The organism is Crenobacter luteus, assembly GCF_004345725.1.
Classification (GTDB): domain Bacteria; phylum Pseudomonadota; class Gammaproteobacteria; order Burkholderiales; family Chromobacteriaceae; genus Crenobacter; species Crenobacter luteus.
In genome coordinates, this window is record NZ_SLXG01000018.1 from 13,868 (window position 1) to 34,438 (window position 20,571).

At 68.8% G+C, this 20,571-nt stretch carries 19 protein-coding genes; 3 read left to right on the top strand and 16 right to left on the bottom strand.

Annotated elements, in window-relative coordinates; translation table 11 throughout:
• Positions 1-42: 42 nt before the first annotated feature.
• The 5 genes from ispG to ndk form a co-directional block, all read right to left on the bottom strand.
• Positions 43-1,320, bottom strand: a complete 1,278-nt coding sequence (gene ispG / locus EV683_RS10790) for a flavodoxin-dependent (E)-4-hydroxy-3-methylbut-2-enyl-diphosphate synthase (RefSeq protein ID WP_131862791.1) — start codon at positions 1,318-1,320, stop codon at positions 43-45.
• An 8-nt stretch (positions 1,321-1,328) separates the two neighbouring features.
• Positions 1,329-2,174: a RodZ domain-containing protein gene (locus EV683_RS10795; protein ID WP_066611430.1), complete on the bottom strand. Its 846-nt coding sequence runs from the start codon at positions 2,172-2,174 to the stop codon at positions 1,329-1,331.
• Between the two features lie 3 nt (positions 2,175-2,177).
• Positions 2,178-2,939, bottom strand: coding sequence for a type IV pilus biogenesis/stability protein PilW (gene pilW / locus EV683_RS10800; RefSeq protein ID WP_231879847.1), 762 nt, complete (start codon positions 2,937-2,939; stop codon positions 2,178-2,180).
• Positions 2,903-4,000: a dual-specificity RNA methyltransferase RlmN gene (gene rlmN / locus EV683_RS10805; protein ID WP_131862792.1), complete on the bottom strand. Its 1,098-nt coding sequence runs from the start codon at positions 3,998-4,000 to the stop codon at positions 2,903-2,905. The genes pilW and rlmN overlap by 37 nt, the downstream gene beginning before the upstream one ends.
• Positions 4,001-4,065: 65 nt before the next feature.
• On the bottom strand, positions 4,066-4,488 hold the full coding sequence (gene ndk, locus EV683_RS10810; RefSeq protein ID WP_131862793.1) for a nucleoside-diphosphate kinase: 423 nt from the start codon (positions 4,486-4,488) through the stop codon (positions 4,066-4,068).
• A 132-nt stretch (positions 4,489-4,620) separates the two neighbouring features.
• Between ndk and EV683_RS10815 the strand changes: the two genes are divergently transcribed.
• Positions 4,621-5,433, top strand: a complete 813-nt coding sequence (locus EV683_RS10815) for an SPOR domain-containing protein (protein WP_131862794.1) — start codon at positions 4,621-4,623, stop codon at positions 5,431-5,433.
• Positions 5,434-5,534: 101 nt separating this feature from the next.
• On the opposite strand, the gene zapE is transcribed toward EV683_RS10815, so the two are convergent.
• The 11 genes from zapE to EV683_RS10870 form a co-directional block, all read right to left on the bottom strand.
• Positions 5,535-6,698 carry a cell division protein ZapE gene (gene zapE, locus EV683_RS10820; RefSeq protein ID WP_424948508.1) on the bottom strand — a complete coding sequence of 388 codons (1,164 nt, stop codon included), beginning with the start codon at positions 6,696-6,698 and terminating at the stop codon, positions 5,535-5,537.
• 153 nt (positions 6,699-6,851) lie between these two features.
• Positions 6,852-7,748: a cysteine synthase CysM gene (cysM, locus tag EV683_RS10825; RefSeq protein WP_131862795.1), complete on the bottom strand. Its 897-nt coding sequence runs from the start codon at positions 7,746-7,748 to the stop codon at positions 6,852-6,854.
• A 165-nt stretch (positions 7,749-7,913) separates the two neighbouring features.
• On the bottom strand, positions 7,914-8,909 hold the full coding sequence (gene rfaD, locus EV683_RS10830; RefSeq protein ID WP_066611439.1) for an ADP-glyceromanno-heptose 6-epimerase: 996 nt from the start codon (positions 8,907-8,909) through the stop codon (positions 7,914-7,916).
• Between the two features lie 24 nt (positions 8,910-8,933).
• Positions 8,934-9,515: a DUF924 family protein gene (locus EV683_RS10835; RefSeq protein WP_131862796.1), complete on the bottom strand. Its 582-nt coding sequence runs from the start codon at positions 9,513-9,515 to the stop codon at positions 8,934-8,936.
• A gap of 54 nt (positions 9,516-9,569) precedes the next feature.
• Positions 9,570-10,532 (bottom strand): D-glycero-beta-D-manno-heptose-7-phosphate kinase, encoded by a 963-nt coding sequence (rfaE1, locus tag EV683_RS10840; protein ID WP_131862797.1) that lies wholly within the window; start codon positions 10,530-10,532, stop codon positions 9,570-9,572.
• Between the two features lie 12 nt (positions 10,533-10,544).
• On the bottom strand, positions 10,545-11,864 hold the full coding sequence (locus EV683_RS10845; protein WP_131862798.1) for a UDP-glucose dehydrogenase family protein: 1,320 nt from the start codon (positions 11,862-11,864) through the stop codon (positions 10,545-10,547).
• Between the two features lie 11 nt (positions 11,865-11,875).
• Positions 11,876-12,619 (bottom strand): orotidine-5'-phosphate decarboxylase, encoded by a 744-nt coding sequence (gene pyrF / locus EV683_RS10850; RefSeq protein ID WP_131862799.1) that lies wholly within the window; start codon positions 12,617-12,619, stop codon positions 11,876-11,878.
• A gap of 16 nt (positions 12,620-12,635) precedes the next feature.
• Positions 12,636-13,793 carry a lipopolysaccharide assembly protein LapB gene (gene lapB / locus EV683_RS10855; protein WP_197457417.1) on the bottom strand — a complete coding sequence of 386 codons (1,158 nt, stop codon included), beginning with the start codon at positions 13,791-13,793 and terminating at the stop codon, positions 12,636-12,638.
• Positions 13,794-13,878: 85 nt separating this feature from the next.
• Complete coding sequence (locus EV683_RS10860; RefSeq protein WP_131862800.1) at positions 13,879-14,169, bottom strand: LapA family protein; 291 nt, start codon at positions 14,167-14,169, stop codon at positions 13,879-13,881.
• Between the two features lie 81 nt (positions 14,170-14,250).
• Entirely contained in the window at positions 14,251-15,327 is a 1,077-nt protein-coding gene (locus EV683_RS10865) for a hypothetical protein (protein ID WP_131862801.1), read from the bottom strand.
• 218 nt (positions 15,328-15,545) lie between these two features.
• Entirely contained in the window at positions 15,546-18,377 is a 2,832-nt protein-coding gene (locus tag EV683_RS10870; RefSeq protein WP_066611453.1) for an EAL domain-containing protein, read from the bottom strand.
• A 160-nt stretch (positions 18,378-18,537) separates the two neighbouring features.
• On the opposite strand from EV683_RS10870, the gene EV683_RS10875 reads away from it, so the two are divergent.
• Positions 18,538-19,869, top strand: coding sequence for a TRZ/ATZ family hydrolase (locus tag EV683_RS10875; protein WP_131862802.1), 1,332 nt, complete (start codon positions 18,538-18,540; stop codon positions 19,867-19,869).
• Positions 19,866-20,567 (top strand): bifunctional 2-polyprenyl-6-hydroxyphenol methylase/3-demethylubiquinol 3-O-methyltransferase UbiG, encoded by a 702-nt coding sequence (ubiG, locus tag EV683_RS10880; RefSeq protein ID WP_131862803.1) that lies wholly within the window; start codon positions 19,866-19,868, stop codon positions 20,565-20,567. Before EV683_RS10875 ends, ubiG begins: the two co-directional genes overlap by 4 nt.
• Positions 20,568-20,571: the final 4 nt, after the last annotated feature.

Consider the following 20,571-nt stretch of genomic DNA (forward strand, 5'->3'; position numbering starts at 1 on the left):
TCTTGGTTCGGGTTTTGCTGGATTCGTGAAGGTTGGCCGAGCCTAAAGCGGCCTGATCGGGATGGTGCGCGCCGCGCCGTCGCGGCGCTTGGCGCCACCCTCGCCGTAGCGGGTGCGCACGTAGTCGTCGATGATGGCGAGGAAGTCGGCGGTGATGGTGTCGCCCTTGAGCGTCACCGTCTTCTCGCCGTCGACGTAGACCGGCGCGACCGGCACCTCGCCGGTACCCGGCAGCGAAATGCCGATGTCGGCGAGCTTGGATTCGCCCGGCCCGTTCACCACGCAGCCCATCACCGCGACGTTCATGTCCTCGACGCCGGGGTAGCGCAGGCGCCATACCGGCATCTGCTCCCTGAGGTAGCTCTGGATGCCGTCGGCCAGTTCCTGGAAGAAGGTGCTGGTGGTGCGGCCGCAGCCCGGGCAGGCGGTCACGAGAGGCGTGAAGCTGCGCAAGCCCATGGTCTGCAGGATTTCCTGCGCGACGACCACCTCCTTGGTGCGCGACTCGCCCGGCTGCGGCGTCAGCGACACGCGGATGGTGTCGCCGATGCCCTCCTGCAGCAGCACCGACAGCGCCGCGGTCGACGCGACGATGCCCTTGGAACCCATGCCGGCCTCGGTCAGACCGAGGTGCAGCGGAAAGTCGCAACGGCTGGCCAGCGAGCGGTAGACCTTGATCAGGTCCTGCACGTGGCTGACCTTGCACGACAGGATGATCTTGTCGGCCGCAAGGCCCAGTTCCATCGCCTTGTCGGCGTTCTCGAGCGCCGACACGATCAGCGCCTCGCGCATCACCGCGTCGGGCGCCAGCGGCTTGGCCAGCTTGGCGTTGGCGTCCATCATGCGCGCCGCGAGCGACTGGTCGAGCGAGCCCCAGTTGACGCCGATGCGCACCGGTTTGTCGTGCTCGATCGCCTGGCGGATCATGAAGGCGAACTTGTCGTCGCCCTTGGCGCCACGGCCGACGTTGCCCGGGTTGATGCGGTACTTGGCGAGCGCGCGCGCCGCGTCCGGATAGTCGCGCAGCAGGCGCTCGCCGTTGAAGTGGAAATCGCCGACCAGCGGTACGCCGCAGCCCATGTCGTCGAGCCGCTGGCGGATCTCGGCGACGCGGGCCGCCGCCTCGGGGCTGTTGACGGTGATGCGCACCACCTCGGAGCCGGCGTCGGCCAGCTCCTTGACCTGCGCGGCGGTGGCCGCCGCGTCGGCGGTGTCGGTATTGGTCATCGACTGCACCACCACCGGCGCGTCGGACCCCATCAGCACGTGGCCGACCTTCACCGTGCGGGTGGGTCGACGCGCGATCGAAGCACTATCCATATCAGACATCAGTTCAGTTCGAGCCTCGCGGTCGCGCCGCGGGTCTTGGATGCCAGCGGTACCGGCTGGCCCTGGTAATAGATCTGCACCTGCGGCGCGTTGCCGATGCGCACCTTCAGCGGCGGCTTGCCGCTGACCGTTTTCTCGTTGCCGCCCTTGAGCGTTTCGTAGATCAGCCGCTTGCCGTCGGCGTCCTGCACCGCGACCCAGGCGTCGCCGGCGGCGACCACGCGCAGGCTGCCCGCGCCCGGCTGCGCGGCGGTGGCGGCCGGTGCCGGCGCCGAAGCGGCCGGCGTCGCCGGAACGACCGGAGCCGCAGGCGCCGCCGCGGCCGCCGGCGCGCTCGCGGCCGCGGCGTTGGCCGAGGCCTCGGTCATCATCGGCGCCAGCGTTTCACCGCCAGCCGGCGCCTCGGCAGGCCCGCCGCGGTTGAACCAGAACACCAGCGCGGCGGCGACGGCGACGGCGGCGCCGGCCAGCAGCCAGCCCTTCCTGCCGCCCGGTTCGGCCGCCTCGTCGTCGAGCGCCGCCAGCGACGGGCCCGCGGCGTCGTGGTGGGCGAGGTTGGGCACCTCCCTGACGCTGGACGGGAAGTGCGCGTCGAGCGCCTGCATCAGCGGCGCGACGTCCAGTTCGAGGTAGCGCGCGTAGTTGCGCACGAAGCCGCGCACGAAGGCGGCGCCCGGCAGCGCCTCGAAGTGGTCGGACTCGATCGCCTCGAGCTGCTTGAGCGACAGCTTGAGCCGGTCGGCGACCTCGCCAAGCGACAGACCGCGCGACTCGCGCGCGGCCTTCAGACGGGCGCCGACCGATTCGGTCACGCCGGATTGGGGGAATTCTGCGGGTTGCTCCATCGCTCAGCGTCCGGTTAGCAATTGCTGGGTTTCTTTGGCATCGGGAAAACGGCTGCGCAACTGCGCGCTCATCAGGGCTTCAAGCGCGCGGTCGCCGGTCTGCTGCGCCACGCTCAGGCCGAGCGACAGCTCCGCCGCCGTCGCCGGCGGCGCGACCTTGCGCAGGCGCTCGAAATAAAAGGCCGCCAGCTTGCCGTTGCCCTGCGCCAGCTGCAGCCGGACCATCTCGCGCAACGCCACCGGAAAATCCGGCGCGACGCGCAAGGCGGCCAGCAGCGCCTCGTTGGCCTCCTCGAGCCGCCCGAGCCGCGCGAGACAAACGCCCAGGTTGGCGTGCGCGGTGTGCGGACTGTCGTACAACGGGTCGGCCAGCGCCTTCTGGAAGTATGGCAGCGCCGCTTCGGCCCTGCCCCGCTCGCACAGGAACCAGCCGTAGTTGTTGTTCGCCTCCGGGCTGGACGGCTCGAGCGACAGCGCACGCCGCAGGCTCGCCTCCGCGTCGGCGTCCTGGCCCAGCAGCTGGTGGATATAGCCCTTGATCAGGTGACCGGCCATATAGCGCGGCGCGGTCCTGACCGCCATGTCGGCAGACTCCATCGCCGCGCGCAGGTTCCCCTCCCTGAGGTAGCCGACCGCCAGCTGCGTTCGCAGCTCGGCGATCTCCTGCGGCGGCGCAGGGTTGGCCGAGGCCGCCGGCGCGCCGAGGCAGAGCAGCGTCGCCAGCGCGATCAGGCCTTGTCGCCAGCCTCGGCGATCTGGATCCACTTGGCGCTGCGGCGCGTCTTGTCCTGCACCTGGCCGGCCAGCTGGCCGCAGGCCGCGTCGATGTCGTCGCCGCGCGTCTTCCTCACCGTCACGACGAAGCCCGCCTGCTGCAGCGTCTCGCGGAAGGCGTGGATCGCGTTGTTGCTCGAACGCTGATAACCCGAGTTCGGGAAGGGATTGAACGGGATCAGGTTGAACTTGCACGGCACATCCTTGACGAGTTCAATCAACTGGCGTGCATGTTCCGGTCTGTCGTTGACGCCGTCAAGCATGACGTATTCGAAGGTAATGAAATCGCGCGGCGCCTTTTCCAGGTAGCGCTGGCAGGCTGCCATCAGCTCGCGGAGCGGGTATTTCTTGTTGATCGGCACGATCACGTCGCGGATCGCGTCGTTCGGCGCGTGCAGGGAAACGGCGAGCGCGACCGGGCATTCCTCGCGCAGCCGGTCCATCTGCGGCACGAGGCCGGAGGTCGACAGCGTGACGCGGCGGCGGGAGAGACCGTAGCCGTGGTCGTCGAGCATGATGTTCAGCGCCGACACCACGTTGTCGAAGTTGGCCAACGGTTCGCCCATGCCCATCATCACGACGTTGGAGATCACGCGCTCGTTCTTCGGCGTCACGCCCATCGCCTTGTTCGCCCACCACAGCTGGCCGATGATCTCGGCGGTGCTGAGGTTGCGGTTGAAGCCCTGGCGGCCGGTGGAACAGAAGGTGCACTCGAGCGCGCAGCCGACCTGGGATGACACGCACAAGGTGCCGCGATCGTCTTCGGGGATGAACACGGTTTCGACACCGTTGCCGGTGCCGACGTCGAGCAGCCACTTGCGGGTGCCATCACTGCTGGCCTGCCCGGTCATAAGCTCCGGCACGCGCACCTCGGCCGACGCCTGGAGCTTGGCGCGCAGGCTCTTGGCGATGTCGGTCATGGCGTCGAAATCGGCCTCGCCCATCTGGTGCATCCAGCGCATGACCTGGCGGGCGCGGAAGGGCTTTTCTCCCATCGCGGCGAAGTGTTCGGTCAGTTGCGCGAGATTGAAGTCGAGCAGGTTGGTCTTCATGATGGTCTTTCTGGCATGACGGGGCCCGAAGGCCCCGTCCGGTACAACTCGATACCGCTTAGCGCTTAGCGGGCGATCTGGCTGGCCGCGAAGAAGTAGGCGATCTCGATCGCGGCGTTCTCCAGGCTGTCCGAACCGTGCACGGCGTTGGCGTCGATCGACTCGGCGAAGTCGGCGCGGATGGTGCCCGGCTCGGCCTTCTTCGGATCGGTGGCGCCCATCAGGTCGCGGTGCTTGAGCACGGCGTTCTCGCCTTCGAGCACCTGGATCATCACCGGACCGGAGATCATGAACGAGACCAGGTCGTTGAAGAACGGGCGCTCCTTGTGCACGGCGTAGAAGCCTTCCGCTTCGGCGCGCGACAGTTGCTTCATCTGGGCGGCGACGATCTTCAGGCCGCTGGATTCGAAACGGTCGTAGATCTTGCCGATCACGTTCTTGGCGACGGCGTCCGGTTTGATGATGGACAGAGTGCGTTCGATTGCCATAAAAATTCTCCCAATGACCAATACAAATGGCTAAACTGGTTCGAGCCTAGCCTGGGTGCGGGTGACCCGAATTCGAGGAACCCGCTATTTTAACAGCTTTTTTCCCACACGCTGCAAAGTTTGAGCGAGCCGATGAGCGACCCGCACCGCGAACCCGATACGCCCTCCCCCGAAGACGACAACCGGCGCAAGACCACCCGGCGCGTGCTGACCGCCGCCGTCCTGGTGGCGCTCGCAGTCGCCGGCGTCGCGCTGGTCGACTTCCTCTCCGAACCCGAGCGGGGGCCGGTCGGCGCCCGCACCCAGGCGCCGAGCACCGGCCGCATCGTCGAGAAGACCGCCTCCGCGCCTGCGATCGAGCTAGCGGACGACAGCGCCGCGGCGACAACGGCGAGCGAACCGGCCGCCGAGGCGGCGAGCGAGACGGCGGCCGCGCCGGGGCTGCCGCCGTCGCCGGCGACCGAGATCACCCCCGGCGTCGCCGCGACGCGCCCGACGCCGCCGCTGCCGCCCGCCCGCTCCACCGCGTCGCCCGCCGAGCGGGGGGCGCCGGAGAGCGCCCAGCCGGCCGCCGTCGCCCCCCGCGCCGCGCCGCCGACCACCCCGGCCACGGCAAGCCCCGCGCCCGCCGAAACGGCGCGCGCCTTCCGGCCGGACAGCGCGCGCGCCGCCCCCGCGCAGGAGGCACCCGTCGTCGCACCACGAACCGTCGCGCCGGCGCGCGACGCGGGCACCTCGGTCGGCTACCACGTGCAACTGGGGCTGTTCGGCAACCTCGATAACGCGCAGCGCCTGATCGCGGCGCTGAAGGCGCGCGGCATCGAGGCGAAGACCGAGACCCGCGTCTTCCTCGGCCCCTTCCGCACCCGCGCCGAGGCCGAGGAGGCGATGGCGGCGGTCAAGGACGTCGGCGCGCAGCCGATGCTGGTCCCCGCTGGCCGCTGAGCCGGCCCGGAACGCCAAAACCCCGTGTCGCAGGACACGGGGTTTTTTGCTTGCCCGCTGGCGGTGACGCGAAGGTCGCCCCGCTGCGGCCTGGCCGGGCGCTACTCGGCGACCTGGTCGGCCGGGGTCAGCAAGAAGGGGTCGACCAGATGCGGCAATTCGAGGTAGCTGGTCGACTGCATTTCGGTCAGCCGGCTGGCGGTGCGGAAAAATTCGCCCGACTGCACGCCCTCGGTGTAGATCAGCTCCGGCTCGACGGCGCTGGAGGCGGCGAACTTGACGCGATGGTCGTAGAAGACGTCGATCAGCCAGGTGAAACGGCGCGCCTCGGACGAATGCCGCGCCGACAGCTTCGGAATGCCCGACACCAGCACGGTGTGATAGCTCCTAGCCACCTCGAGGTAGTCGGTCTGCGCGCGCGGTCCGCCGCAGATCGCGTCGAAGTCGAACCAGATCACCCCCGGCGCGACCTTCTTGACCGGGATCGCGCGGCCGAGCACCTCGATCGCGCCGACCGCCTTGTCGCGCCCGCCGGCCAGCCGCGCGAACAGGTCGGCCAGCTTCGCCTCGGCCGCCGCGTCGGCCGGCACGAGGAAAAGCGGCTCGCGCGACAGCTCGCGCAGCCGGTAGTCGTTGCCGCTGTCGACGTTGATCACGTCGACGTTGGCCTGGATCAGCGCGATCGCCGGCAGGAAGCTCTCGCGGTGCAGACCGTTAGGATAGAGCTGGTCGGGCGGATAGTTGGAAGTCATCACGAACACCACGCCGCGCTCGAACAAGGCTTCGAGCAGGCGCGCGAGGATCATCGCGTCGGCGATGTCGCTGACGTGGAATTCGTCGAAGCACAGCAGCCGCGTCGCCTTGGCGATGCGCTCGGCCAGGGCCTTCATCGGGTCGGACTCGCCCGACAGCGCCTTGAGCTGCTTGTGCACCTCGGCCATGAACACGTGGAAGTGCACGCGGCGCTTGCGCCGGTACGGCACGCAGGCGAAGAAGGCGTCCATCAGGAAGCTCTTGCCGCGCCCGACGCCGCCCCAGAAGTACAGGCCGCGCGGCACCGCGGGCGAGCGCAGGCTGCGACCGAGGAAACGGTTGCGCTTTTTCTTGAACTCGACCAGCGCGTGCCACAGCGCGTCGAGCTTGTCGACGGCGGCCGCCTGCGCGTCGTCGGCGATGAAGCCGTCACGCCCCCTGACCGAGTCGTACCAGGCCTTCGGCGACATCGTGCCGTCGCTGACCGGCGGGGAAAAAGCATGCTGAACCATGGCGTGCCCTGCGTATGTCGAGGGCGTCGATTGTAGCCCGGTCGTTGCAGCGCAACAATCGCGGTCGCCCCGTAGTGTCCCTGACATGAAAACGGCTCGGCCAACCTTTTGAAGGTTGGCCGAGCCCCGGGGCGCCGCGCGGTCCAGCCCGGATCAGGCGAACAGGCCGGTCGACAGGTAGCGGTCGCCGCGGTCGCAGACGATGGAGACGATCACCGCGTTCTCGACTTCCTGCGACAGCCTGAGCGCCGCCGCGAGCGCGCCGCCCGACGACGGGCCGGCGAGAATGCCCTCCTCGCGCGCCATCAGGCGGGCCATCTCCTCGGCCTCGGTCTGGCTGACGTAGATCATGCGGTCGATGCGCGAGAAGTCGCAGATCTTCGGCAGGTATTCGTCTTCCCACTTGCGGATGCCGGGAATCTGCGCGCCCGGTTCCGGCTGCACGCCGACGATCTGGATGTCCGGGTTCCGCTCCTTCAGGAACTGGCTCACGCCCATGATGGTGCCGGTGGTGCCCATGCTCGACACGAAGTGCGTCACCGTGCCGGCGGTGTCGGCCCAGATCTCGGGGCCGGTCGCCTCGTAATGCGCGAGCGGGTTGTCCGGGTTGGCGAACTGGTCGAGGATGACGCCGACGCCGGCGGCCTCGAGGCGGCGCGCCTCGTCGATCGAGCCGGGCATCGACGCGGCAGCCGGCGTCAGCACCACCTCGGCGCCGTAGGCGCGCATCGTCTGCACGCGCTCGGCGCTCGAGTTCTCGGGCATCACCAGGATCAGCCTGTAGCCCATCATCGCCGCCGCCATCGCCAGCGCGATGCCGGTGTTGCCGCTGGTCGGCTCGATCAGCGTGTCGCCGGGCCTGATGCGGCCGCGCGCCTCGGCGTGGCGGATCATCGACAGCGCCGGGCGGTCCTTGACCGAGCCGGCGGGATTGTTGCCTTCGAGCTTCACCAGCACGGTGTTGCTCGTGTCGCCGGGCAGGCGCTTGAGCTTGACGAGCGGCGTGGCGCCGACGAAGTCTTCCAGATGCTTGAACGCGGGCAGGGACATGCTTTCCTCCGAGTGAGGCGGCCATTATAAGGGCAAAGCCGGCGCCGCTTCGGCGGGGTCCGGTTCTATGTTTATTCCAAAAATGCGACGGCATGCTCCGCCGTCCGCATGCAAAACGGCCCCGCGCGCGGGGCCGTGTCGAAGCGGGAAACGCCGGGCTGGCGCTTACTGCGCCAGCAGCCAGTCGACGTAGCGGTCGACGCCCTGCTCGACGGTCAGGAAGTCGGCGTCGTAGCCGGCGGCGCGCAGCTTGCCGATGTCGGCCTGCGTGAAGCTCTGGTACTTGCCCTTGAGCGCGTCCGGGAAGGCGATGTATTCGAGGATGCCCTGCTCGACCAGCTCGGAAAGGCTGAGCGCCGGCTTGCCCTCGTGGCGGCGGCAGGCGTTGACGGTGGCGACCGCCACGTCGTTGAACGGCTGCGCGCGGCCCGAGCCGAGGTTGAAGATACCCGACTTTTCCGGGTGGTCGAGGAAGTACAGGTTGACCTTGACCACGTCCTCGACCGACACGAAGTCGCGGCTCTGCTCGCCGTCACCCCAGCCGTCGTTGGCGCCGAACAGCTTGACCTTGCCGGTCTCGCGGTACTGGTTGAAGTTGTGGAAGGCGACCGACGCCATGCGGTCCTTGTGCTGCTCGCGCGGGCCGTAGACGTTGAAGTAGCGGAAGCCGGCCACCTGGGCGGTCAGGCCTTCGGCCATGCGCTGGCGCAGCACCTGGTCGAACAGGAACTTCGAGTAGCCGTAGACGTTCAGCGGACCCTCGTGCTCGCGCTCCTCGCGGAACACCGAGCCCTTGCCGTAGGTCGCGGCGCTGGACGCGTACAGGAAGGGGATCTCCTCGTCCTGGCAGAAGTTGAACAGCGCCAGCGTGTACTGATAGTTGTTCTCCATCATGTACTTGCCGTCGTGGTTCATCGTGTCCGAGCAGGCGCCCTGGTGCAGGATGGCGCTGATCTCGCCGTCGTAGGCGCCGTCGGCGACGAGAGCCAGAAAATCGCGCTTGTCGACGTAGTGCGCGATCTCGCAGTCGACCAGGTTCTTGAACTTGTCGCCGCGCGTCAGGTTGTCGACGGCGATGATGTCGGTGACGCCGCGCTCGTTGAGCGCCTTGACGAGGTTGGAGCCGATGAAACCGGCGGCGCCGGTGACGACGATGCTCATGGTGGTGTCCTCACGATTCGGGATTCAGAACGAGGAGCCGGGTTCACGCAGGAACGCGGCCTCCTCGGGGGTATTCGGTCGGCCAAGCGCCGCGTTGCGGTGCGGAAAGCGGCCGAAGCGCGCGACGATGTCGCGGTGGCGGCGCGCGTAATCGACCACGCCCGCGTAGCCGGGGCTGTCGGCCGGCAGCGCCTCGAACAGGGCGACGGCCATCTCCTGGTCGGCGAGGTCCTCGCCGTGCTCGAAGGGCAGGTAGACGAACCAGCGCGCGACCGGCGGCAATTGTCCATCCCAGCCCCGCCCGAGCGCGTGGCGCGCCAGCGCGCGCGCGGCGGCGTCGCTCGCGAACGCTTGCGCGTCGCCGCGGAACAGGTTGCGCGGGAACTGGTCGAGCACGATCAGCTGGGCCAGCGCCGCGCGCGGACCGTCGGCCTCGGCCAACCTTTGCCCGTCGCGCATGCTTTCCCACAGCGGCAGGAAACGCTCGCGCAGCAGCGCGTCGAAGGTGGCGTCCTTGCGGAACCACGCGTCGCGCGGCACGGCGAGCGCCGCGTCGTCGACGCCGCCGAACCAGGCGGTCAGCACCGCGTCGATCCAGTCGTCCATTGCCGTCATTCCCCGCAAAGCTTGGCCGAGCCCCGAAAGCGGCCGCGCGGCCGCTCAGGCCGCGAACAGCTCGTCCTGCCGGCACACCGCGGTGCCGAGCTTGGCGACCACGACGCCGGCCGCCGCGTTGGCCAGCTTCATCGCGCACGGCAGGTCGAGCCCGGCGGCGAGCCCGAGGCCCAGCGTGCCGATCACCGTGTCGCCGGCGCCGGAGACGTCGTACACCTCGCGCGCCAGGGTCGGCACGTTGAGCGCGCCTTCTGGGCGGAACAGCGTCATGCCCTCCTCGCTGCGCGTGACCAGCAGCGCGTCGAGGTCGAGTTCGGCGCGCAGCGCCTCGGCCTTGGCGGCCAGCTGCGCCTCGTCGCGCCACGAGCCGGCCACCTGCTTGAATTCGCTGCGGTTCGGCGTCAGCAAGGTCGCGCCGGCGTAGCGGCTGTAGTCCTCGCCCTTCGGGTCGATCAGCACCGGCTTGCCGGCGGCGCGCGCCGCCGCGATCATGCGCGTCACGTGCGTCAGGCCGCCCTTGCCGTAGTCGGACAGGATCACCACGTCGTGGTCGGCGACGATGGCCTCGTACTCGTCGAGCTTGTCGGCGAGGATCTCGTGGCTGGGCGCGTCTTCAAAATCCAGACGGATCAATTGCTGCTGGCGCGCGATCACGCGCAGCTTGATGGTGGTCGAGATGCCCGGGTCGCGCTTGAACGAGCAGCGGATGTTCGCCTCGCCCATCAGGCGCTCGAGCGCGCTGGCCGCCTCGTCGTCGCCGGTGACCGACAACAGCGTCGCCGTGCCGCCGAGGCTGGCGATATTGCGCGCGACGTTGGCCGCGCCGCCGGCGCGCTCCTCGAGCCGGTTGATCTTGGCGACCGGCACCGGCGCCTCCGGCGAAATGCGCTCGACGTCGCCGAACCAGTAGCGGTCGAGCATCACGTCGCCGACCACCAGCACGCGCGCGGACGCCAGCTGCGCGGCGAGCGCGTCGGCGGAAAGCTTCAGTTCGGACAGAATGCCCATCGTGAATGCTCCTTAACGGCCGATCGCGTGGTAGGTGAAACCGATCCCGCGCAGCCAGGCCGGGTCGTACATATTGCGGCCGTCGAAGATCAGCGGCTGCTTGAGCGCGGCGCGCACCGCGTCGAAGTCGGGGCTGCGGAACGCCTTCCACTCGGTGACGATCAGCAGCGCGTCGGCGCCCTCAAGCGGACTCATCATGTCGTCGGCGAAGGTCAGCCGCGGATTGTCGCCCATCACGCGGCGCGCCTCGTGCGCCGCCACCGGGTCGAAGGCAACCACCTCGGCGCCGCGGCGCGTCAGCTCGCGGACGATGACCCGGCTCGGCGCCTCGCGCATGTCGTCGGTGTTCGGCTTGAACGCCAGGCCCCACAGCGCAAAGCGGCGGCCGGACAGGTCGGCGCCGAACTCGCGCACCACCTTGTCGACCAGGCGCAGCTTCTGCGCGTCGTTGGCGGCCTCGACCGCGGAGAGGACCTTCAGCTCGTGGCCGTGCTCGTGGCCGCTGGCGACCAGCGCCTTGACGTCCTTCGGGAAGCACGAGCCGCCGTAGCCGACGCCCGGATAGAGGAAGTGGTAGCCGATGCGCGGGTCGGCGCCGATGCCCTGGCGCACCAGCTCGATGTCGGCGCCGAGCGTCTCGGCCAGGTTGGCCAACTCGTTCATGAACGAGATGCGCGTCGCCAGCATCGCGTTGGCGGCGTACTTGGTCAGCTCGGCCGAGCGCACGTCCATGCACAGGATGCGTTCGTGGTTGCGCTGGAACGGCGCGTACAGGCGGCGCATCAATTCGATCGCGCGCGCGTCGTCGGCGCCGACGACGATGCGGTCGGGCTTCATGAAGTCCTCGATCGCCGCGCCTTCCTTGAGGAACTCGGGGTTGGACACCACCGCGAACGGCAGCTCGACGCCGCGCTCGGCCAAGGTTTCGGCGATCGCCGCGCGCACCTTGTCGCCGGTGCCGACCGGCACGGTCGACTTGTCGACCACCACCTTGTAGCCGTCCATGTGGCGCGCGATGTTGCGCGCGGCGGCGAGCACGTATTGCAGGTCGGCCGAGCCGTCCTCGTCCGGCGGCGTGCCGACCGCGATGAACTGGATCTCGCCGAAGGCGACCGATTCGGCGACGTCGGTGGTGAAGGTCAGACGACCGGCGGCGACGTTGCGGCGCACCATCTCGTCGAGCCCCGGCTCGTAGATCGGGATGCCGCCGGCTTGCAGCATGGCGATCTTGGCCGGGTCGACGTCGAGGCAGCAGACGTGGTTGCCGACCTCGGCGAGGCAGGTGCCGGTGACGAGGCCGACGTAGCCGGAACCGATAACGGTGATTTTCATGGGCTAGCCCCTCAGTTCGATTGACGCCAGGCGGCGATGTCGGCGTTGATCGCAGCGAGCGTCGCGAGCGGGTCGGCCGACTGGGTGATCGGACGGCCGATCACCAGGTAGTCGGCGCCGCCTTGCAAGGCGGCGACCGGCGTCATCACGCGGCGCTGGTCGTCGCCCGGGCTGCCGGCGAGGCGAATGCCCGGCGTCACCAGCTTGAAGTCGGCGCCCAGCGCCGGTTTCAGCATCGACGCTTCCTGCGCCGAGCAGACCACGCCGTCGAGGCCGGAATCGCGCGCCAGCGTCGCCAGACGCAGCACCTGCTCCTCGGGCGGCACGGCGATGCCGATCTCGGCGAGATCGGACGCGTCCATGCTGGTCAGCACCGTCACGCCGATCAAGAGCGGACGGTGGCTGTAGCCTTCCAGCGCCTCGCGCGCGGCGCTCATCATGCGCCGGCCGCCCGAGGCGTGCACGTCGACCAGCCACACGCCGAGTTCGGCGGCGATCTTGCACGCGTGCGCGACCGTGTTCGGGATGTCGTGGAATTTGAGGTCGAGGAAGACCTCGAAACCGCGCGCGACCAGCTTTTCGATCAGGCTGCGGCCGGAAGCGGTGAACAGCTCCTTGCCGACCTTGACGCGGCAGGCGGCCGGGTCGAGGCGGGCGACGAAGTCGAGCGCGGCGGCTTCGCCGGGAAAGTCGAGCGCCACGATCACGGGCGAGGCCGGCGACGCTGCGCCGGCGTTGGCAACCAGGGGATTCATGAAATGGGTCCTGCGATTACTGGATTTCGGAACGGTTGGGCGTGAAGCTTTCCCACTCGCCGCAGGCCGGGCAATGCCAGAAGAAGGCGCGCGAGCGGAAATTGCAGCACTTGCAACGGTGCACGTTCAGGCGCTGCGCGTGCTTTTGCACCACCGCGCGCGCCATCTCGGCGTCGTAGCGTTTGTCGGGGTTGAGGTCGGTCAGCCGCGCCTCGATCAGCCGGTAGACGCCGGACAGGCTCGGGCGCGCGTGCACCGCCTCGCGCACGAAGTCGAGCGCGGCCGCCTCGCCCTCGTAGCTGGCGACCTTCTGGTACAAAAGATCGGTGATCTCCAGCTGCGGGAAGGTCTTCAGGTAGCCGCGCAACAACGCGATGCCGGCCTGGGGTTGGCCGAGCTTCTCGTAGGCGTCGAACAGCCGCTCGGCCGCCAGCGTCAGGTATTCGTAGTTCTGCTTCTCTATTCCCTGCCAGGCGGCGATCGCCGCCTCGGTGTGCCCTTCGGCGAACTCGATGTCGCCGAGGATCAGGCTGGCGCGCGCGCACTTGCGGTTGGCGGCCAGCGCGTCGGCGACGTAGCCGCGCGCGGCGGCGTAGTCGGACTGGTACAGCGCGCCCTGCGCGAGCTCGCAGTAGAACTGCGCGACCATGTGCGAGAACGAGTGCGCGTCGCTGCGCAATTCGCCGGCGGTGGCGATCGCCTTCTTCCAGTCGCGGTCCTGCTGGTAAATGTCCAGGAGCTCGCGGCGCGCCGCCAGCGACAGGTTGCCGGCCAGCAGCTTGACGAGGATTTCCTCGGCGCGGTCGACGAGGCCGGCCTTGCGAAAGTCCTGCGCCAGCTCGTAGCGCACCGTGTCGCGCCGCTCGGCGGCGAGGTCGGGCGAATCGAGCAGCGCCTGGTGCAGCCGGATCGCGCGGTCGTTCTCGCCGCGCTTGCGGTAGAGCTTACCGAGCGTCAGATGCAGCTCGAGCTCGCCCGACTGGCGCGACACCTCGGAGAGCGCCTGCGCGGCGACGTCGGTCTTGTCCTCGACCAGCGCGTCGAGGCCGCGGAAGAAGCCGGCCGGCACCGACTTGGCCTGCTTGAGCACCGCGCGCATGTCGACGCGCGCGGCCAGCCAGCCGAGCGCGAAAAAGGCCGGGAACAGCAGCAGCCACCACAGATCCAGTTCCAAACACAGTCCTTTCGGGAGTCAAGTCGGGCACGGCGCCGGACACGCGCGCGCCGCCCGGAACGGGCGGCGCGGGTGGACGGGCGCGTCAGTCGGCGAGCGCGTCGCTCGGGTCGGGAATGCGCTCGCCGGCCGGGCGGCTGCGCAGCTCCTTCTTCAGTTGCGACAGCTCGCGGCGCATTTTCAGGTAGTAGCCGAAGGTCGCCGCCAGGCCGATGACGGCGCCGGCGACGAAGAACACCAGCAGGAAGACGATCAGCGGCGCGGAAAGCTGCTGGCCGAAGAAGAGCCGGAATTCGACCACGTGGCTGTTTTGCACGGTCACCGCGATCAGCAGGATCAGCAGCGTCAGTTCGACGATCCGCAACAAATAGCGCATAGGGGTTCTCGCGTTTTATTGAGTATTTGCCCGCCAGTGTAAACGATTTGCCCGCGCGAACCCAAGGCGGGGCCCAGAATCTCAGAAGCGGTAGCCGAGCACCGTGTGCCTGAGCGTCCGCGCGCGCGCCTTGAGCGCATCGACGGCGCCGCGCGCCGGCGGGGCGTCGTCCGCCAGCCTCGCCTCCAGCTCGGCCAGCGCCTCCTCGAGCGCGGCGGCGGCGCGGTCGATGTCGCGGAACGCGCCCTCCTGCCCGGCGAGCAGCCGGTTGAACGCGCCCTCGGCGGCGACGTCGACCGGCGGCGCGTTCAGGCGCAGCGTCAGGTCGCGCAGCACCACCACCTCCTCGCAGGCGTGCGACAGCGCCATGAGGCGCGCCTCGTAGGCGCGGCGCGTGCGCCACAGGCCCCACAGCGCGAGCGCCGCGCCCAGCGCCGCCAGCGAGCGCGACAGGTAGCGCAGCGCGCGGATCTCGGCGTCGAGCGCATCGACCTCGACCTTCAGCCGCTGCGACACGCCCTCGTCGAAGCGGCTGAGCGGGACCATCACCTCGCGCTTGGCGAGGTTGTAGCCGGGCGCGAACAGCAGCTGCTGCGCCTGCTGGCGCGCGCGCGCCTCGTCGGCCGGGTCCGGCCTGAAGCCGAGTTGCTCCATCAGCCGCATCGCGCTGGCTTCCTTGCGCGACAGCGCGTCGGACGCGGCCTTCGCGCGCAGCAACAGCATCTTTTCCTCGCGGGTGAAGTCGGCCTGCTCGAGCAGCTGTTCGAAGGGCTCGGCGCGCGCGCCGGTGCGCGCCGGCACGAAGAAGCCCCAGCTGATCTGCGCCAGCGCACCGGGGCGCGGGCGGCGGCCGCTACGGATCTCAAGCGCGCTGAAGTAGTCGTCGTAGAAGCGGCGGTCGCGGGTCGCGACGTAGGAGCGGGCCGACGCGGTCAGCCGTTCGGTACTGCCGCGCAGCTCGTTGGCCAGCTGGAAGGCTTCGACGCGGAACTGCTGGCGCGCCTTCCAGTCGCTGACGACGGCGTCGAGCGCCAGTTGCCCGGCCGCGGCGCCGACGACGCAGACCGTCACCGCCACCGTCAGCCCCCACTGCAGGCGCCGACCCTGCAACCATTGGCCGGCCCGGCCGAGAAGCCGCGCGCGCCACTGTCCTGTCATTGTCCCCACCACATCACCAACCGATACGCGTTGAAACGGAGCGACATGATAAAGGGCAAACCCCTATCCGGGCAGGGGCAAGCGGCGCACGCGGGCGAATTACCCGTCCGCGCCGCCTCGCGCGGGGCTGCCGCGCCGGAAAAAGCGTTCAGAAACGCGGCGTTGGCACCGTCATTCGACCGGGAAATAATGCGTATCACCCGCGCGTGACGGCGCGCTTACAGGCCGAGCTCGGCCAACTCGACGCGCGGCGTCTTGCCGTAACGCGCGGCGAAATCCGCCGCCGGCATCGGCTTGGCGACCAGAAAGCCCTGCACGAGGTCGCAGCCCTCGCCGGCGAGGAAGTCCCACTGCTCGCGGGTCTCGACACCCTCGGCGACGACCTTCATGTTGAGGAACTTCGCCATATTGATGATGGCGCGGGTGATCGCCGCGTCGTCAGAATCGCCGGGGATATCGCGCACGAAGGAGCGGTCGATCTTGATCTTGTCGGCCTTGAAGCGCTTCAGGTAGGACAGGCTCGAGTAGCCGGTGCCGAAGTCGTCGACCGACAGCGACAGCCCCATGCCCTTGATGCGCTCGATCGCCGCCAGCGTCGCCTCGGCGTCCTCCATCACCACCGTCTCGGTCACCTCGACGTCGAGGCAGTCGCCGGACAGGCCGTGCTCGGCCAGCGCGTCTTCGATCACCGTCGACAGCTCCTGCTGGCGGAACTGCAGCGCCGACAGGTTGACGCTGACCTTCACGGCCGGCAGGCCGCGCGCCAGCCACTCGGCCAACTGGCGGCAGGCCTCGCGGATCACCCAGTTGCCGATCTGCACGATGAAGCCGCGCTCCTCGGCGACCTGGATGAAGCCGGCCGGGCCGATCAGGCCGAGGTTCGGGTGCTGCCAGCGGATCAGCGCCTCGGCGCCGACGACGCGGCCGCTGTGCATGTCGACCAGCGGCTGGTAGTGCAGCACGAACTCGTCGCGCTCGAGCGCGAAGCGCAGCTGGCTCTCGATCGCGAGGATCTCGCGCGCCCGCGCGTTGAGGTCGGCGGTGTAGAACTTGTAGCTGTTGCGGCCCGACGACTTGGCCAGGTACATCGCCGCGTCGGCGTTGCGCACCAGCGTCTCGAAGTCGCGGCCGTCGTCGGGGAACACGCTGATGCCGATAGACGGCGTGATCGTCAGCCGGTGGCCGTGCACGTCGAAGGCGGCGGCGAAGGCCTCGCGCACCGTCTCGGCGACGGCGGCGGCCTCGGCCGGCTCGGCCAACCTCGGCAACAGGATGATGAACTCGTCGCCGCCCTGGCGCGCCAGCATCGCGCCCGGCGCTAGCGAGTGCTTGATGCGCTCGGTGGCGGCCTGCAAGAGCGCGTCGCCGGCCGAGTGGCCGAGCGACTCGTTGATGGTCTTGAAACGGTCGAGGTCGAGCAGCAGCAGCGCGAGCTGATGGCCGTCGCGCAACGCGTTCTGGATCGCGATCTCGGCGCGGTCCTGCATGTGCGAGCGGTTCGGCAGGTTGGTCAGCACGTCGAAGTGCGCGAGGAACTGGATGCGCTCGTCGGCCGCCTTGCGTTCGGACAGGTCGCTGAACACCGCGACGTAATGGGTGATCTCGCCGGCGACGCCGCGCACCGCGTTGATCGCCAGCCATTCCGGGTACACCTCGCCGTCCTTGCGGCGGTTCCACACCTCGCCCTGCCAGGCGCCGTGCTCGGACAGGTGCTGCCACATCGACTCGTAAAACGGCTGCTCGTGGCGGCCCGACGACAGCACCGACGGCTTCTTGCCGAGCACCTCGTCCTCGCTGTAGCCGGTGATCTTCGTGAACGCGCGGTTGACGCTGCGGATGCGCAGGTCCGGGTCGGTGATCATGATGCCCTCGACGGTGTTCTCGAACACCTTGGACGCCAGCTGCATGCGCTCCTCGGCCTCGCGGCGCTCGGAGATGTCGCGCACCATGCGCCACACCGCGCTGATGCGGCCGCCGGCGTCGCGCATCGCGACCGTCTTGACGCTGACCGGCACCGGGTTGCCGAGCCGGTTGATGTAGACCGCCTCGAAGTCGTCGCAGTAGCCGAAGCGCATCACCTTGTTGTCGAGGTTGAAGCGCTCGACGGGCTCGCTGTCGCTGGCGACCAGCGTCCAGAAGTTCTGCAGCTTGAGCTGGTCGAGGCTGTAGCACATCAGGTTCAGGAAGGCCGGGTTGGCGTCGAGCACCTGGCCGTCGAGCGACGAGATCACGATGCCGTCGAGGTTGGACCAGAACAGCTCGCGGTACTTGCCCTCGGAACGGCGCAGCGCCTCCTCGACCTCGCGGCGGCGCGTCATGTCGGTCTCGAGCGCCTGCGTCTTGGCGCGCAACTCGCCGATCAGGCGCTTCAGTTCGGCGCGCGTCCATTCGAGGTGGTTGCCGAGCCGTCCCAGTTCGTCGCCGCGGCTCCAGATGAAGGGTTCGTCGAGCTTGAGGCCGGCAAGCTGGGTCGCCTGCTCGGTCAGCGTCTGCATCGGGCGGAAGAAACGCGACTGCAACAACCAGAAGATCAGCAGGCCGGAGAGCGCCAGCTGCGCGATCACCAGCAGGATCAGGTTCTTCAGCTGCTTGTTCAGCTCGATCGCCAGGTGTTCGGTGTCGAACTCGATGCTGACCTGGCCGATCTCCTCGCCGCGGTAGAGCACCGGTTTCTGCACGAAGGCGACGCCGCCGAGACGGCGCTCGCTCCTGAGCGACGACAGGAAGACGGTGTTGGACTGCGTGTCGGTGACGCGGATCGCGATCACGCGCGCGTCGTCCATCACCGAGGCGAGCAGAGGGCTGCCCGCCTGGCGCGACAGGTTCCACAGCGGCTCCTGCATGCCGAGCGCGACGATGTCGAGCAGACGCCGCTGGTCGGTTTCCAGTCGCTGCGTCAGCCGGTCGCGCTGCTCGCTGAAACCGACCAGCGTGATCAGCAGCGCGGGGATCAACAGGCCGAGCACCACCGCGATCAGGAACATCTGACGCAGCGTCAGCCGGCGCAACGCCGGGCGTTTCTTGTCTGCTGCAAGGTGGGGAATTGCCATTTTCTCAGGGGGTGCTTAGCGCCCCGGGCGGGCGGCCCGGGCGAAACGTTTGTCATGAGCGTGCAGAATACCGCCAGTATACACATTTGTCGTGGTTTACCTTGCTCGACGCGCGGCCTAAAATCGCCCGATTCTACCGAGTCACTCAAGGCCGCACGATATGTCCGCTCCCCGCTACGACGCGCTGATCCGCGCGCGCTGGATGATCACCGTCGAGAACGACGGCGAGGTCCTGGAAAACCACGCGCTGGCGCTCAAGGACGGCAAGATCGCCGCCCTGCTCTGCCCGGCCGACGCCACCGAAGCGCAGCAGCACGCCGCCCAGGTGCACACGCTCGACCATCACGTGCTGATGCCGGGCCTCGTCAACCTGCACGGCCACAGCGCGATGACGCTGCTGCGCGGCTACGCCGACGACCTGGCGCTGATGGACTGGCTGAACAACCACATCTGGCCGGCCGAGGGCAAACACGTCAGCGACGCCTTCGTCTACGACGGCACGCTGATCGCGATGGCCGAGATGATCCGCGGCGGCACCACCACCATCAACGACATGTATTTCCACCACGGCGCGGTCGCGCGCGCCGGCATCGCGTCGGGCGTACGCACCTTCGTCGGCTGCAGCATCCTGGAATTCCCGACCGGCTACGGCCAGAACGCCGACGACTACATCGCCAAGGCGCTGGCCGAGCGCCGCGCCTTCCTCGGCCAGGAGCGCGTCGACTTCGTGCTCGCGCCGCACGCGCCGTACACCGTGTCGGACGAGACTTTCAAGAAGGTGATCACGCTGGCCGAGCAGGAGGACATGCTGGTCCACTGCCACATCCACGAGACCGCCTTCGAGGTCGAATCGAGCGTCGCCGAACGCCACCAGCGCCCGCTGGCGCGCCTCAAGCAGCTCGGCCTCTTGTCGCCGCGCCTGACCGCCGCGCACATGGTGCACCTGTCGGACGACGAGATCGAACTGGCGGCGCGCCACGGCGTGAACGTCGCGCACAACCCGGCGTCGAACATGAAGCTCGCCTCCGGCATCGCGCCGGTGACGAAGATGCTGGCCGCCGGCGTCAACGTCGGCATCGGCACCGACGGCGCCGCGTCGAACAACAAGCTCGACATGTTGGCCGAGCTGCGCCTGGCGGCGCTGCTGGCCAAGGTCGGCACGCTGGAGCCGACCGCCGTGCCGGCGGCGACCGCGATCCGCATGGCGACGCTGAACGGCGCCAAGGCGCTGGGCATCGACGACAAGGTCGGCAGCCTCAAGGCCGGCAAGCAGGCCGACGTGATCGCGATCGACCTGTCGGCGCTCGAGACCGCGCCGCTGTTCGACCCGATCTCGCACGTCGTCTACGCCGCCGGCCGCGAGCAGGTCAGCCACGTATGGGTCGACGGCCAGTGCCTGATGCAAGAGCGCGAGCTGACCACCCTCAAGACCGACGACCTTCTGGCCCGCGCCGAGGACTGGCGCGCGCGCATCCAAGCGAGGAACGCATGAGCAACGTCGACGAACACGAAATCGACAAATTCAGCCAGATCGCGCACAAGTGGTGGGACAAGGACAGCGAGTTCAAGCCGCTGCACGAGATCAACCCGCTGCGGCTCGACTACATCGACACCCATAGCGGCGGCCTCGCCGGCAAGACCGTGCTCGACGTCGGCTGCGGCGGCGGCATCCTGGCCGAGAGCATGGCGGCCAAGGGCGCGACGGTGACCGGCATCGACCTGGCCAAGAAGTCGCTGAAGGTCGCCCAGTTGCACAGCCTCGAAACCGGCGTGGCGGTGAACTATCGCTGCGTCGCCGTCGAGGAGCTGGCGGCCGAGGCGCCGGCCAGCTTCGACGTCGTCACCTGCATGGAGATGCTCGAGCACGTGCCCGACCCGCAAAGCGTGGTCGACGCCTGCGCGCGCCTCGTCAAGCCGGACGGCTGGGTGTTCTTCTCGACGCTGAACCGCAACGCCAAGAGCTACCTGATGGCGATCGTCGGCGCCGAGTACCTGCTCGGTCTGTTGCCGCGCGGCACGCACGAGTACGCGCGCTTCCTCAAACCGTCGGAGCTGACGCGCATGACGCGCCACGCCGGCCTCGAACTGGCCGACATCAGCGGCATGGAGTACCACCCGCTGACGCGGCGCTACTTCCTGTCCGGCAACAGCGACGTCAACTACCTGATCGCGACGCGCCGTCCGCGCTGAACGC